This is a genomic window from Streptomyces sp. TE5632 (assembly GCF_054061295.1).
This window is the reverse complement of sequence record NZ_JBSSEA010000003.1, coordinates 682461-696015: the sequence shown is the minus strand read 5'-3', so window position 1 is coordinate 696015 and position 13555 is coordinate 682461. Positions and strand designations below refer to the sequence as shown.

At 71.0% G+C, this 13555-nt stretch carries 14 protein-coding genes, 2 pseudogenes and 1 riboswitch; of the genes and pseudogenes, 8 read left to right on the top strand and 8 right to left on the bottom strand.

Annotated features, from left to right (window positions below; translation table 11 throughout):
* Positions 1-131 precede the first annotated feature (131 nt).
* Positions 132-359 (top strand): (2Fe-2S)-binding protein, encoded by a 228-nt coding sequence (locus tag ACVW19_RS08315; protein ID WP_457457994.1) that lies wholly within the window; start codon positions 132-134, stop codon positions 357-359.
* An 11-nt stretch (positions 360-370) separates the two neighbouring features.
* Here ACVW19_RS08315 and bfr read toward each other — a convergent pair whose 3' ends face one another.
* The gene (gene bfr / locus ACVW19_RS08310) at positions 371-889 is read right to left on the bottom strand and encodes a bacterioferritin (protein WP_457457992.1); all 519 of its coding nucleotides are present in this window, start codon (positions 887-889) and stop codon (positions 371-373) included.
* Between the two features lie 184 nt (positions 890-1073).
* Here bfr and ACVW19_RS08305 point away from each other — a divergent pair, with 184 nt between their 5' ends.
* Positions 1074-1721: a sulfite oxidase-like oxidoreductase gene (locus ACVW19_RS08305; protein WP_457457990.1), complete on the top strand. Its 648-nt coding sequence runs from the start codon at positions 1074-1076 to the stop codon at positions 1719-1721.
* Positions 1722-1757: 36 nt separating this feature from the next.
* Here the strand turns inward: ACVW19_RS08305 and ACVW19_RS08300 are convergent, their stop codons facing one another.
* From ACVW19_RS08300 to thiS, 4 genes are all read right to left on the bottom strand, one after another.
* Complete coding sequence (locus ACVW19_RS08300; RefSeq protein ID WP_457457988.1) at positions 1758-2642, bottom strand: deoxyribonuclease IV; 885 nt, start codon at positions 2640-2642, stop codon at positions 1758-1760.
* 48 nt (positions 2643-2690) lie between these two features.
* Positions 2691-4619 carry a Stk1 family PASTA domain-containing Ser/Thr kinase gene (pknB, locus tag ACVW19_RS08295; RefSeq protein WP_457457986.1) on the bottom strand — a complete coding sequence of 643 codons (1929 nt, stop codon included), beginning with the start codon at positions 4617-4619 and terminating at the stop codon, positions 2691-2693.
* A 300-nt stretch (positions 4620-4919) separates the two neighbouring features.
* On the bottom strand, positions 4920-5714 hold the full coding sequence (locus ACVW19_RS08290; RefSeq protein ID WP_279336513.1) for a thiazole synthase: 795 nt from the start codon (positions 5712-5714) through the stop codon (positions 4920-4922).
* Positions 5715-5716: 2 nt separating this feature from the next.
* On the bottom strand, positions 5717-5947 hold the full coding sequence (thiS, locus tag ACVW19_RS08285) for a sulfur carrier protein ThiS (RefSeq protein WP_457457984.1): 231 nt from the start codon (positions 5945-5947) through the stop codon (positions 5717-5719).
* A 147-nt stretch (positions 5948-6094) separates the two neighbouring features.
* On the opposite strand from thiS, the pseudogene ACVW19_RS08280 reads away from it, so the two are divergent.
* Positions 6095-6313: pseudogene (locus tag ACVW19_RS08280) on the top strand (helix-turn-helix domain-containing protein); the annotation flags it as partial.
* 10 nt (positions 6314-6323) lie between these two features.
* Here ACVW19_RS08280 and ACVW19_RS08275 read toward each other — a convergent pair.
* Positions 6324-7457, bottom strand: coding sequence for an IS630 family transposase (locus tag ACVW19_RS08275; protein ID WP_457457982.1), 1134 nt, complete (start codon positions 7455-7457; stop codon positions 6324-6326).
* Between the two features lie 82 nt (positions 7458-7539).
* Positions 7540-8052: a DinB family protein gene (locus ACVW19_RS08270; protein ID WP_457457981.1), complete on the bottom strand. Its 513-nt coding sequence runs from the start codon at positions 8050-8052 to the stop codon at positions 7540-7542.
* Between the two features lie 80 nt (positions 8053-8132).
* On the opposite strand from ACVW19_RS08270, the pseudogene ACVW19_RS08265 reads away from it, so the two are divergent.
* Positions 8133-9098 (top strand): annotated as a pseudogene (locus ACVW19_RS08265) (RNA-guided endonuclease InsQ/TnpB family protein); the annotation flags it as partial.
* Between the two features lie 30 nt (positions 9099-9128).
* On the opposite strand, the gene thiO reads toward ACVW19_RS08265, so the two are convergent.
* Entirely contained in the window at positions 9129-10313 is a 1185-nt protein-coding gene (thiO, locus tag ACVW19_RS08260) for a glycine oxidase ThiO (protein ID WP_457457979.1), read from the bottom strand.
* A riboswitch (TPP riboswitch) is annotated at positions 10311-10422 on the bottom strand. It overlaps the preceding gene by 3 nt.
* Before the next feature lie 49 nt (positions 10423-10471).
* On the opposite strand from thiO, the gene ACVW19_RS08255 reads away from it, so the two are divergent.
* The 4 genes from ACVW19_RS08255 to thiE all read left to right on the top strand — a co-directional run bounded on the left by ACVW19_RS08255 (position 10472) and on the right by thiE (position 13474).
* On the top strand, positions 10472-10858 hold the full coding sequence (locus ACVW19_RS08255) for a hypothetical protein (protein WP_457457977.1): 387 nt from the start codon (positions 10472-10474) through the stop codon (positions 10856-10858).
* On the top strand, positions 10855-12096 hold the full coding sequence (locus ACVW19_RS08250; RefSeq protein WP_457457976.1) for an NAD(P)/FAD-dependent oxidoreductase: 1242 nt from the start codon (positions 10855-10857) through the stop codon (positions 12094-12096). The genes ACVW19_RS08255 and ACVW19_RS08250 overlap by 4 nt, the downstream gene beginning before the upstream one ends.
* A gap of 116 nt (positions 12097-12212) precedes the next feature.
* Positions 12213-12578: an Rv2175c family DNA-binding protein gene (locus tag ACVW19_RS08245; RefSeq protein WP_109377886.1), complete on the top strand. Its 366-nt coding sequence runs from the start codon at positions 12213-12215 to the stop codon at positions 12576-12578.
* A 221-nt stretch (positions 12579-12799) separates the two neighbouring features.
* On the top strand, positions 12800-13474 hold the full coding sequence (gene thiE, locus ACVW19_RS08240; protein ID WP_457457974.1) for a thiamine phosphate synthase: 675 nt from the start codon (positions 12800-12802) through the stop codon (positions 13472-13474).
* The last annotated feature ends 81 nt before the right edge of the window (positions 13475-13555 follow it).

The following is a 13555-nucleotide window of genomic DNA, read 5'->3' as shown; positions in this document are numbered from 1 at the left end:
GGGGCACGGATCACACAGGATCGGGCCCCACCCCACTTTTCTGCCCTCCGGACGGCAGGTAAGGTTAGGTTAGCCTCACCGATCAGGGGTCGGGACGGCACGACCCAGCACTACCTCGGGAGGTGGACCGCGTGTTCGTCTGCAGCTGCTTCGGAGTGACCGAGGAGCAGGTGAGGAGCCACGCGGCCGCCGGGGCCTGCACTCCCCGGCAGATCGCCTCCGCCTGCAAGGCGGGCACTGACTGCGGTGGCTGCGTGCGACGCATCCAGGCGCTGCTCGGGCGTGGTGCCTGCCCCGGTCGGCAGCCGACCGGCCAGGACCGGCCGCCCCTCACGACGGAGCTCCCCGAAGCCGCGTAAGCCCTGTCGTCCTAGTGGGTCGAGAATCCGCTCGTCCCCGGGCCCGAGGAGTCCGGCTGCGACTGCTCGATCACCGTCGACAGATACAGCGCCTCCCCCAGCTTCTCGATGAGCTCCAGCTGGGTGTCCAGGTAGTCGATGTGGTGCTCCTCGTCGGCGAGGATCGCCTCGAAGATGTTGGCGGACGTGATGTCGTTCTTGTTGCGCATGACCTCCACGCCGCGGCGCAGGCGGTCGATGGCCTCGACCTCGATCTTCCGGTCGGCCTGGAACATCTCCGTCACCGTCTGCCCGACCTGGACGTGGAAGAGCCGCTGGTAGTTGGGCAGGCCGTCGAGCAGCAGGATGCGGTCGGTGAGGACCTCCGCGTGCCGCATCTCGTCGAAGGACTCGGCGCGCGTGTACTCGGCGAGTTTGGACCATCCTTTGTGGTCCTGCAGCTTCGAGTGCAGGAAGTACTGGTTGATCGCGGTCAGCTCGGCGGTCAGCTGCTCGTTGAGGAATTCGATGACCTCGGGATCGCCCTGCATCGCAGCGGCTCCTTCCATGCGAATGAACGGGCCAGATGCGCCGCATGATTCCACCGGCCGAGAAGATCGTCCAGTAAGCCCATACTTACTAAGTAAGGGAGTGCTTGCTGCTATTTGACAGATATTGTCCGACTTCATGGAGCCCCGGTCCGATGCGTCGTACCGGGTCTGTCAGGATGGAAGCATGGGTCAGCCGGCGGAACGCGAATCGGGGGAGCGCACAGCAGAGGGAGCGGCGCGGTTCGAGCTTCCGCCGGGGCAGCGGCTGCAGAAGGGCTGGCCGGTCACGCACTACGGGCCCGTCCCCAGGTTCCGGCCCGAGCGCTGGGAGTTCAGGGTGTTCGGCGCCACCGCCGACGGCGACAAGCACTGCTGGAACCACGAGGAGTTCACGTCCCTGCCGTACCACAGTGTCGTGGCCGACCTGCACTGTGTCACGAAGTTCAGCATGCTCGGCGCCGAATGGGGCGGGATTCCGGCCCGTACCCTCCTGGAAATCGCCCCGCCCGCGCCCGACGTCACCCATGTGATGGTGTGGGCCGAGTACGGATACAGCTCCAACCTGCGGCTGGCGGACTTCTCGTCCGAGCAGGCGCTCTTCGCCACGCACAAGGACGGCGAACTGCTGACCGCCGAGCACGGGTTCCCGCTCCGTCTGATCGTCCCCCACCTCTACGCCTGGAAGGGGCCGAAGTGGGTCCGCGGCGTGGAGTACATGACCGCCGACCGCCGCGGCTTCTGGGAGGAGCGCGGCTACCACAACGTCGGCGACCCCTGGAGGGAACAGCGCTACTCCTACCAGGAGGAACCCGGGGACGGCCCCGAACTCTGACCGGGCCGGGCGGCCCGCAGGCCCCTGATCTGCGGATCAGAGGCCCTGATCCCGGAGTTTCTTCAGGCGTTCCACGTCCGCAGCATGACCCTCCTTGCCGCCGGGGGTCTCGATGATCAGGGGCACTCCCTCGGTCGCCGGATGCGTCATCAGCGCGCGGAACGGTTCCTCGCCTATGTGGCCTGCGCCGATGTTCGCGTGACGGTCCTTGTGTGCGCCGACCACATCCATGGAGTCGTTGGCGTGGATGAGCTTCAGCCGACCCTCGCCGACCGTTTCCACCAGCAGATCCAGCGTCCGGCGCATCCCGCTCGGCCCGGTCAGGTCGTGGCCGGCCGCGAAGACATGGCAGGTGTCCAGGCAGACGCCCAGCTTCGGATGGGCGTCCAGCACCTCGAAGTACGGACCGAAGTCCCGGATCAGCGAGCACAGGGAGGCGCCCTGGCCGGCCGTCGACTCCAGCAGCAGGAACGGGTCGTCGTCATGGGTGAGCTCGTCGAGCAGCGGCAGCAGGTACTCCCGTACCTGCCTCAGCGCCACCGACCGCTCCCGTCCGCCGGTCGCGCTTCCGGTGTGCACCACCACACCCAGCGCCCCGATCTCGCGCCCGCGCCGCAGCGAGTGGCGCAGCGACTCGGCGGACCGTTCGGCGGTCGCCTCGGTGTGGGACCCGAAGTTGATCAGATACGGAGCGTGCACGTACGCCGGGATCGACTCGGCCGCACACGCCTCGCGGAACGCCGCGTCCTGCTTCGGGTTGCCGGTCGGCGTCGCCCAGCCGCGCGGGTTGGCGACGAAGACCTGCACGGCCTCCGCGCTCAGCTCACGGGCATAGGACAGACCGACGGAATGCAGACCGCCGGCCACGGGGACATGGCCGCCGACCGGGTTGCGGGCAGGGCCGGACAGGTGACTCTTCACCCTTCCAGGGTGTCATGCCCCGGGTCGCCGAAGCCCCTGAGCCCTCCGTCAGCGGATCTTGAGGGTGATCGTCGAGCCCTTGGGCGCGGTGTCCCCGCCGGACACGGACTGGGCCTTGACGGTGTCGCCGAACAGACCGAGCAGCCCGCGGTCCTCCTTGACCCGGAACCCGGCACCCTCCAACTTCCCGGTGGCCTCGTCCACACTGTCGCCGACCACGTCCGGGACCGGGACCATCTCGGGCCCCTTGGACAGCGTCAGCGTCACGCTGTCCCCCTCGGCGGCCTCACGGCCGGCCTCCGGGCTCTGCCGGGCCACCCGGCCCGCGTCGTGCTCGGAGGTGACCCGCTCGGCGGCGATGCTCACCTTCAGACCGGCCTCCTCCAGCTCGGCGCGCGCGTCGTCCAGGTCCTGGCCGACCACCTCGGGGATGTCCACCGGGCTGCCCTTGCTCACGGTGAGCGCCACCGCCGAGCCCGCACGGACCTTCGTGCCCTTGCCCGGCCCGGTGGAGACCACGAAGCCCTTGGACACGTCCTCACTGAACTCCCGGGTGACCATGCCCGGTTCCAGGCCCGCGTCCTTCAGCACGGACCGCGCCTTGTCCAGCCGGTAGCCGTCGACATCGGGAACCCGCACGGTCTGCGGCCCCTTGGAGAGGGTGAGCGAGACCGAGTCGGTGCCCCGGATACGGGCACCCGCCTTGGGATCCGTGCTGATCACCGTGCCCCGCTCCACGGTGTCGCTGTACGCCTCCTCGACCTGGCCGACACCCAGCCCGGCGTCCGCCAGCCGCTCCCGGGCCTCCTTCTCGGTCTTCGCCAGCAGCGGCGGGACCTTGGTGAACTGGCCGGAGTTGATGTACCACACGCCTGCCCCGGCGCCCAGCACCAGCAGCACGGCGACGACGATCGCCATCGGGCCGCGCCGCAGCAGCGGACCACGCAGCGACACACCGCGCCGGGGCGGCGGCGCCGGGGACTGGAGCCGGCTGGTGTGGCGGTCCTCGTCGACGGGCAGCGGGCGGGGCACCGTGAGCGCGCGCGGGATGACGCTCGTACGGTTCTCGGCGCCCCGGACGGACTGGTCCTCCGAGGTCAGCGCCTGCGGCGGCATAGCGTCCAGCTGCTCGTCGTCGAGTCCGCCGCGCGCCTCGCGGACCTGCGCGAGGAGTGCCACCGCGTCGTACGGGCGGACCTCCGGGTTGCGCGCGGTCGCCGAGGCGACCAGCTCGTCCAGCGCGTACGCCATACCGGGAACGGCGGCCGACGGCGGCGGCACGTCGTCGTGCAGATGCTTGTAGAGCACGATCGCGGGGGAGTCGCCGTCGTGCGGCTTCTCACCGGTCAGCATCTCGTACAGCAGGATGCCGCACGCGTACACGTCCACGCGGGGGTCGGCGCTGCCGCTCTCGATCTGCTCCGGCGCCAGGTACGAGACCGTACCCAGCACGGTGCCGGTGGTGTTCGTCACCGTGTCCACGGCCCGGACCAGCCCGAAGTCGGCGACCTTGACCCGGCCGTCGTCCCCTATCAGCACGTTCTCCGGCTTCATGTCCCGGTGCACGAACCCGGCCCGGTGCGCGGCGCCGAGCGCGGCCAGCATCGGCTCCAGGATGTCCAGCGCGGCCCGCGGCTGCAGCGCACCGCGCTCGCGCAGCACGTCACGCAGGGTGCAGCCGGCGATGTACTCCATCGCCAGGTAGACGTACGCGCCGTCGGTGCCCTGGTCGAAGACCTGCACCACGTTCGGATGGGCCAGCCGGGCGACCGACTTCGCCTCGCGGATGAACCGCTCGACGAAGGAGCCGTCGGCGGCGAGCGCAGGGTGCATCACCTTGAGCGCGAGCACACGGTCCAGACGGGTGTCCACGGCCCGGTAGACCGTGGCCATCCCGCCGACCGCGATACGCGCCTCGACGCGGTACCGGCCGTCGAGCAGCTGCCCGACCAGAGGGTCCTGAAGGGTCGTGTCCACGCTGGGAGTCTACGAGGAGCCGCCGACGGCGCCGACCGGATCGATCCGGAACGGTCCCGGATCGGGGCACGACTGCAGCCGGCCTGTGACGCACCCCACGAAGGAACCCCCTACGCCCGCCGGTCTCACCGGCTCCCGCGGCCGTCGGTGCGATTCGGTCCTGCGGCCGCCGCTGGGGCTCGGTGCCTGCGGTTGCCGCCGTCGGCAGCAGCCGCGGTCGCCGGTGGTGCTCGGCCCCCGCGGGGAGCCTCCGCCTCTCGGCCGACTGGAAACGGGTGGTGCGCGGGTGGGAGAACACCCTCAGAACGCCGGCCGCTCCGGATCCAGCACGGCCAGCCCCTCCGCGGGAGAGGACGCCTCGGCGAAGTGCCGCCGCGGAATCCGCCCCGCCCGCCGCGCCAGCCGCCCCGCCTCGACCGCGCTCCGCATGGCGGCGGCCATCAGCACCGGCTCCTGCGCCCGCGTCACCGCCGAGGCGAGCATCACCCCCGCGCACCCCAGCTCCATCGCCAGCGCCGCGTCCGACGCCGTACCGGCACCCGCGTCCAGGATCACCGGCACGCGCGCGTGCTGCGTGATCAGCTCGAAGTTGTGCGGGTTGCGGATGCCGAGCCCCGACCCGATCGGCGACCCGAGCGGCATGACCGCCGCACAGCCGACGTCCTCCAGCTTCCGCGCCAGCACCGGATCGTCGTTGGTGTACGGCAGCACCGTGAACCCGTCGTCGACCAGGGTCTCGGCCGCCTCCAGCAGTTCGACGGGGTCCGGCAACAGGGTGCGCTCGTCGGCGATGACCTCCAGCTTGACCAGGTCGGTGCCGAGTGCCTCCCGCGCGAGACGGGCGGTGAGCACCGCCTCCCCCGCGGTGAAACAGCCCGCCGTGTTCGGCAGCACCCGGATGCCCAGCCTGTCCAGTACCGAGAGCACCGAGCCGTGCACCGAGGGGTTCACCCGCCGCATCGCGACGGTCGTCAGCTCGGTCCCGGACGCCACCAGCGCCCGCTCCAGCACCTCGAGGCTGGGCGCCCCGCCGGTGCCCATGATCAGACGGGACGTGAAGGACGTACCGCCGAGGACGAACGGATCGTCGGCCATGATCAGCCTCCCTGCACGGCGGTCAGGACTTCCACCCGGTCCCCCTCGGCGAGGGGCGTGAGCGGCCACTGCGCGCGCGGGACGACCGTTTCGTTGAGGGCGGCGGCCACCCCGGAGTGCGCCTCGGTGAGCGTGCCGACCAGCGCGTCGAGCGCCGTACCGGGAGCCACCTCGCGCGGCTCCCCGTTGAGCGTGACCGGGACCGTGACCGGGGTATGCGCAGGAGTGTTCATCTGAGTCCTTTCGTGGAGACCCCCGCCTTCAGGCAGGGGAGAAACGAAACCCCCGCGGATCGGGACATCGAGCGGTTTTCCGCCGTCAAGGCGGAGAACTATGCCCTGACCGGCAGATTTGATGCTCACAGGCAGTCGCACTAGTTTGTGAGCGTGACCACGGCGTGCGTGAAGCGGGCGTTCAAGTACCGCTTTTACCCGACCGACGCGCAGGCGGCCGAGCTGTCGCGCACGTTCGGCTGCGTGCGGAAGGTCTACGACCTGGCCCTCGCGGCCCACACCGAGGCCTGGGCACGCCAGGAACGGGTCAACTGCAACCAGACGTCGGCGCTGCTGACAACCTGGAAGAAGACCGAGGAACTCGCCTAGTGCCGCATCAAGCAACGTTCGCCCTGTCGACGACGACGCGTAGGCGCTGGTCGTCGGCGTGGCGGTTTCGCCAGATGATGTAGCGGCGGATCATGCTGCCCTGTTCCTTGTGGTCGGCGTGGTCGGTGCCGTCGAGGGTGAAGTAGCGCAGGGCCGTGAACTGGGCCTCGATGCGGTTGAGCCAGGAGGAGTTGGTCGGGGTGTAGGCGATCTCGACGTTGTTCGCAGCCGCCCAGGTGCCGACCCGCTGGCACCTCTTCGTGGTCAGATGCGGGGAAAAGTTGTCGCAGACGATCGCGATCCGCACCGTCGGAGGGTGGAGGCTGCGCAGGTAGCGGCAGAACTCCAGGAACTGCGTCCGCTTCTTGACCGGTTTGATGTGGCCGTAGAGCTTGTCCCTGGACAGGTCCAGGGCGGCGAACAGGTGCCGCACTCCGCCGTAGCGGTTGTAGGTCGCCCGCCGCCTGCGGCGTGGTTCACGGGCGGGGTCTTTGTGCCTGCCGCCGCGCTCGGCCCATTGCCGGCCCGGGTGGGGCATCAGGTTGAGCGGTCCGAACTCATCGAGGCAGAAAATGACTTCAGGCTCGCCGTCCTCGGGTATGACCTCGCCGTCGGCGATCGCGTAGAGGTGTTCGACGCGTGCCTTCTTGGCCGCGTAGTCCGGATCGCGGGAGGTCTTCCAGGTCTTCAGGCGTTGAAACGAGACGCCTTCCTCGCGGAGCAGGATGCGCAGGCCCTCGTGGCTGATGTCGTCGACCACCCCCTCGGCAACCAGGAAGTCCGCCAGCTTTGTCAGGCTCCAGGTGGAGAACGGTAGGTCGTGCTCGGTCGGCTTCGACTTCGCGATCTTCTTGATCTCGCGCCGCTCGGGCAGCGTGAACGTCTTGGGGCGGCCGCCCTTGTACTTCGGATACAGCGACTCGAAGCCGTCGGCGTTGAAGTTGTGGATCACGTCCCGGACCCGGTCATCGCTGGTGAACGACACCTCGGCGATCTTCGCCACCGGCATGCCCTGCGCGGACAGCAGCACCATCTGGGCCCGCCGCCAGGTCACCACCGACCCCGTGCCACGGCGGATGATCCGCAGCAGCCGTCGGCCCTCGTCATCGTCGATCTCGCGTACATGTACTCGTTCAGCCACCCCGACAGGATGCCGGTGACGTGCCGTCCAGCACAGCTTCTGGACGGCACGTCACGACAGGCGAATGCTCCCTGATCTGGCGTCATACACCGGTGCTGCCATCGATGCGTTCCCGGAGCAGGTCGGCGTGGCCGTTGTGGCGGGCGTATTCCTCGATCATGTGGACGTAGATCCAGCGGAGGCTGACGTCCTGGTCCATGAAGCGACCCGTGTCGGTCAGGGCACGGTCGGCGCAGTGCTTGCGGGCGTGGGCGATCTCCTCCTGCCAGGTGGTGAGGGCGTCACGCAGGGTGGCGCCCTCGGCCAGGTCGAAGCCGCCGTCAGGGGCGGACGGGTCGGCCTGCGGGTTGTAGATGGGCGGGGCCTGTTCTCCGGCGAACACTCGGCGGAACCAGTTCCGCTCCACCTCCGCCATGTGCTGGACGAGGCCTGTCAGAGTAAAGCCGGACGGCGGCACGGACGCGACGGTGGCCTGCCCATTGTCCAGACCTTCGCACTTCATGGCGAGGGTGGTGCGGTGAAAGTCAAGCCAGCTTTCGAGCGTGGCGCGTTCGTCGACGTTCAGGGGCGGCATGGGACGTTCGATGGCGCTCATCGGTCGATTATCACCAGGGGCCGAAGAGGTTGACAGGCGGGACCTCACAACAGGGCGAACGTTGCCTGATGCGGCACTAGCTCAACGAGGTCTCCTCGGTCCCGCTCCAGCAGTGCCTGCGCCACCTGCAGGCGGCGTTCACCGGCTTCTTCGGCAAGCGGGCGAAGTATCCGCGCTTCAAGTCGAAGAAGTCGAAAAAGTCCGCCGAGTGCACCACCAGCGGGTTCCGCTACCGACACGGGAAGCTGACCCTGGCCAAGATGGGCGAGCCGCTGGACATCGTCTGGTCCCGGCCGCTGCCAAAGGGCGCGCAGCCGTCCACGGTGACCGTCTCGCAGGACGCGGCCGGCCGCTGGTTCGTGTCCCTGCTGTGCGAGGACCCCGCCGTGCGGCCGCTGCCCGCCACCGGTACGGCGGTCGGGATCGACGCGGGCCTCACCCACCTGCTGACCCTCTCCACCGGGGCGAAGGTCACCAATCCCCGGCACCAGCGCCGCGACCGCGCCCGTCTGGCCCGGGCCCAGCGGGAGCTGTCGCGCAAGACGCAGGGCTCGGCCAACCGGGCCAAGGCCCGGCGCAGGGTCGCCCGCATCGCCGACCGCAGGCGGGACGTGCTGCACCAGCTGACCACCCGACTCGTGCGTGAGAACCAAACGCTCGTGATCGAGGACCTGGCCGTGCGCACCATGGTCAAGAACCGGAGCCTGGCCCGCGCCATCAGTGATGCCGCGTGGTCGCAGTTCCGGAGCCTGCCGGAGTGCAAGGCCGCCTGGTACGGGCGGGAAGTGATCGCGGTCGACCGCTTCTTCCCCTCCTCCCGGCTGTGCTCCGCCTGCGGCACCCTCGCAAAGAGGATGCCGCTCGGCGTCCGCGCCTGGACGTGTGAGAGCTGCGGCACGGTCCATGACCGGGACGTGAACGCGGCGCAGAACCTGCTGGCCGTCGGACTGGCGGTGTCGGCCTGTGGAGCCGGTGTAAGACCTCAACGGAGAACTCCGGGCGGGCGGTCGGCAGTGAAGCAGGAAACCCCACGGCGCGAGCCGTAGGACTCCCCCTCCTTCGGGAGGGGGAGGAAGTCAAACGGGCTGCTCCGTGAGTGCGGCGGCGGTCGCGGCGAACCGCCGGGGGGTGAAGGGACGGGCCTGTGCCGGGAGTTCACCGGTGGCCAGGAACTCCGCCAGGGCGTCGCCGGTGACCGGAGTGAGCAGCACACCGTTGCGGTGGTGCCCGGTCGCCAGGACCAGCCCCTCGAGCCCGGACGGGCCGAGCAGGGGCGCGTTGTCGGGGGTGCCGGGGCGCAGTCCGGCCCGGGTCTCGGTGAGCGGCAGCTCGGTGATGCCGGGAACCAGTTCGTGGGCGTCGCGCAGCAGCTCGTACACCCCGCCCGCGGTGACGGTGGTGTCCCAGCCCTGCTCCTCGCTGGTCGCCCCGATCACCAGCTCCCCGCTCTCGCGCGGCACCAGATACACCTGGCTGCCCCGCACCACCGCACGCACCGTCCGGCTCAGGAACGGACCGAACCGGTCGGGCATCGCCAACCGGAGCACCTGCCCCTTCACGGGACGCACGGGAGGCAGCAGGTCCGCGGGGACGCCCGCGAGCCGCCCGCTGAGGCTGCCTCCGGCCAGCACCACCTGTCCGGCGGTCAGCTCGGCGCCGTCGGCGGTGACCACGCCCGTGGCCCGCTCCCCGGAGACGGTGAGCCGGTCGGCCCACGCGCGGTGCAGGACCACGCCCGCCCGCTCGCAGGCGGTCACCAGCGCCGCCGCCAGCCGCCGGGGGTCGATCTGGTGGTCGCCGTCCACCCGCAGCCCGCCGCGCACACCGGGTGCGAGCATCGGCTCCAGGCGCCGGCACTCCCGCCCCGACAGCCACTGCGCGTCGAGCCCCGACTGCTGTTGCAGGACGTGCAGTTCGCGCAGATGGGTGCGGTCGTCGGCGTCCAGCGCGACCGCGAGGGTGCCGCACCGGCGGTAGCCGAGGTCGTGACCGGTGGCCTCGGTGAGCTCGGCCGCGAAGTCGGGGTAGCGGAGCGCGGAGGCGAGGTTCAGGCCGAGCAGGGTCTGCTCGCCGTAGTGCAGTTCCGTGACGGCGGCCAGCATCCCGGCGGCCACCTGGGCGGCGCCGCCGCCCGGCTCGGGGTCCAGCACGGTCGTGGCCAGCCCGCGCTGCGCGGACCGCCAGGCCGTGACCAGACCGATGACGCCGCCCCCGACGACGAGGACGTCGGGGGAGCGCTGCGAGGTGTGTGTGGGCGGCATGGGCGTCCAGCCCCTCCCTTCGCCGGCATGACCCGGATCAGGTTCATACGGTCGGAGGCCGCCAGCCTCCCTCTCAGCCCGGTGCGTCCGGGCTCCCGCGAGTGTCTTACGTTGGCCACCCTAGCCTCCGGATCAACGAACGTGTAGGGAGCCTTCGCATGGCCGGTTCGCTCGACGGTCTCGTCCTCGCCCCCGTCGCCGACCAGGCGCCGGGCCAGGTCGGCACCCGCACCCGGTTCACGTACCACGAGCGGGACGGCGGGATCTGGGCCGAGTACGCGGGTGGTGACGTCGTCCGCGGGTACCTGGTGGGCACCCGGGAGGGGGACCGGCTGGACTTCCGGTACGTGCAGCTCAAGCAGGACGGCACCACGTCCTCGGGACACTGCGTGTCGACGGTCGTGGAGCTGCCCGACGGGCGGGTGCGGCTGGAGGAGACCTGGGAGTGGGAGTCGCAGCCGGGCAGCGGGACCAGCGTCGTGGAGCAGCTCACGAGAGCCGGAGACCGACTGACCGATGGTCAGGTGTCTATGGTGATCAGGTGAGCGAGCAGACGCAGGAACGGGGACCGTCCGAGCCGCGGCGCGTGGTGGTGACGGGGGCCGGAATGGCCGGTGTGCAGACCGCCGTCGCCCTCCGGGAGCAGGGATTCACCGGCACCGTGACGATGATCGGCGCCGAACCCCACCAGCCGTACGACCGGCCTCCCCTGTCCAAGGCGGTGCTGCTCGGCAAGGCGGAGGGCTCCGCCTTCGACGTCGACTTCGAGGCGCTCGGCATCGAACTGCGGCTCGGCTGCGAGGTGCTCGGGCTGCGTCCCGCCGACCACGAACTGGACACGGAGGCCGGTCCGGTCCCCTACGACGTCCTGGTCGTCGCGACCGGTGCCGAACCGGTCCGGCTGCCGGGCGCGGACGGGGTCCCGGGCGTCCATCTGCTGCGCACCCTGGACGACGTCGAACGGCTGCGGCCGGTGCTCGCGGGCCGCCAGGACATCGTGGTCGTCGGCGCCGGCTGGATCGGCGCGGAGTTCGCCACGGCTGCGCGCGAGGCGGGCTGCGCGGTCACCGTCGTGGAGGCGGCCGACCGGCCGCTGGCCGAGGCGCTGCCCGCCGAGGTGACCGCCCCGATGACCGCCTGGTACGGCGACGCGGGGGTGGTGCTGCGCACCCACGCGCGCGTGGAGCGCGTCGAGCCCGGAGCGGTGGTGCTGGACGACGGCTCGCGACTGTCCGCGGGCGCCGTCGTCGTCGGGGTCGGGGCCCGCCCCGCCACCGCCTGGCTGGACGATTCCGGGGTCGAGCTCGGCGAGCGCGGTGACGTGATCGCCGACCCGCACCTGATGACCTCCGTGCCGGACGTGTACGCGGTCGGCGACTGCGCGTCCTTCCCCTCGGGGCGGTACGGCGAACGCCTGCTGGTGCACCACTGGGACAACGCCCTGCAGGGCCCGCGCACGGTCGCGGCGAACATCCTCGGGGCGGCCACCGGCGAACCTCCGGCGGTGTACGACCCGGTGCCCTACTTCTGGTCCGAGCAGTTCGGCCGCTTCGTCCAGTACGCCGGGCATCACGCGGACGCCGACCGGACGGTGTGGCGCGGGGACGCCGACGGGCCTGCCTGGACGGTCTGCTGGCTCCGCGCGTCCCGGCTGGTGGCGCTGCTCGCGGTGGGCCGCCCCCGCGACCTGGCCCAGGGGCGCCGCCTGATCGAGGCGGGCACGGTGATGGACGCGGAGCTGCTGGCCGACCCGGCGAGGCCACTGAAGTCGGCGAAGGGGTGAACCCCGGCCCCTGGAGTCCGTCCGGCCGACACGTCCGTGCACGGTGATCCGCCGGACGGACCCCGGGCGGAGGGGCTCGGCTTCCGACTGTCAGTGCCAGATGGCACGCTTGTCCCGTGACCGAGATTGACGCAAAGATCGATGCTCTCGTCCCCGCCTGGCTCACCCTGCCCGACATCGCCGAGATGCTCGGTGTCGAGGTGACGCGCGTCCGGCAGCTGGTCAAGGAGGGCCAGCTCATCGCCGTACGCCGAGGTGAGAACCGCGCACTGCACGTCCCCGCCGCCTTCATCGACGAGGACAAGGTCGTCAAGGGCCTCTCCGGCACCCTGACGCTCCTGCGGGACGACGGTTTCACGGACGAAGAGATGCTGGAATGGCTCTTCACCCCCGACGAGAGCCTGCCGGGCACGCCCGCGCAGGCGCTGAGCGAGAACCGCGGCACGGAGGTGAAGCGCCGCGCCCAGGCGCTCGCCGTCTGAGCCCGCGACGACACACCCGGGCCCGGGCCCCGGCCCGTACCCGCATCGGGACGGGGACCCGCATCCGGCTGTGAACCGCCGCCCGGCGCCGCTGTCCCAGGGCGCCGGGCCCGGGCCCGCGACCGTCCGGCACCCCGTGCCGTAGTCCGCCGTGGGCCGTGCTCCACCCGGCCCCGGGGCGCCCCGGTCCGGCCGCCACCGACACACGGGGGGACACCCGCATGCCAGTCACCACCGCAGGTACTACCGCGCGCGCCCGGCTCTCCGACGCCCTGGTCTACCTCTGCACCGACGCCCGCAAGCGGCAGGGTGATCTCGCGGAGTTCCTGGACGCGGTCCTGGCCGGTGGCGTCGACATCGTGCAGCTGAGGGACAAGGGCATGGAGGCCGGCGAGGAGCTGGAGCACCTGGCGGTCCTCGCGGACGCCTGCGCCCGGCACGGCAAGCTGCTCGCGGTGAACGACCGCGCGGACGTCGCCCACGCCGCCCGCGCCGACGTACTGCACCTCGGCCAGGGAGACCTTCCCGTCCCCGCGGCCCGAGCCGTCCTGGGCGAGGACGTCCTGATCGGCCGCTCCACGCACGCCGAGCCCGAGGCAGCCGCCGCGGCCGTGCAGGAGGGCGTGGACTACTTCTGCACCGGCCCCTGCTGGCCCACCCCCACCAAGCCCGGCCGCCACGCCCCCGGCCTCGACCTGGTCCGGTACACCGCCGCCCTCGGCACCGACCGCCCCTGGTTCGCCATCGGCGGCATCGACCTCGGCAACCTCGACGAGGTGCTGGAGGCCGGCGCCCGCCGGGTCGTCGTCGTACGGGCCGTCACCGAGGCGGACGACCCGGGCGCGGCGGCGTCCGAGTTCGCGAAGCGGCTGCGCGCGGCGCCCGGCACCCGGTGACCGAGTTCGTCTCAGGTTTGTCCAAAGGGTGGACAAGAAAGCGGCCAACCGGGCAAATAACCCCCATTCGGTTGGGTGACC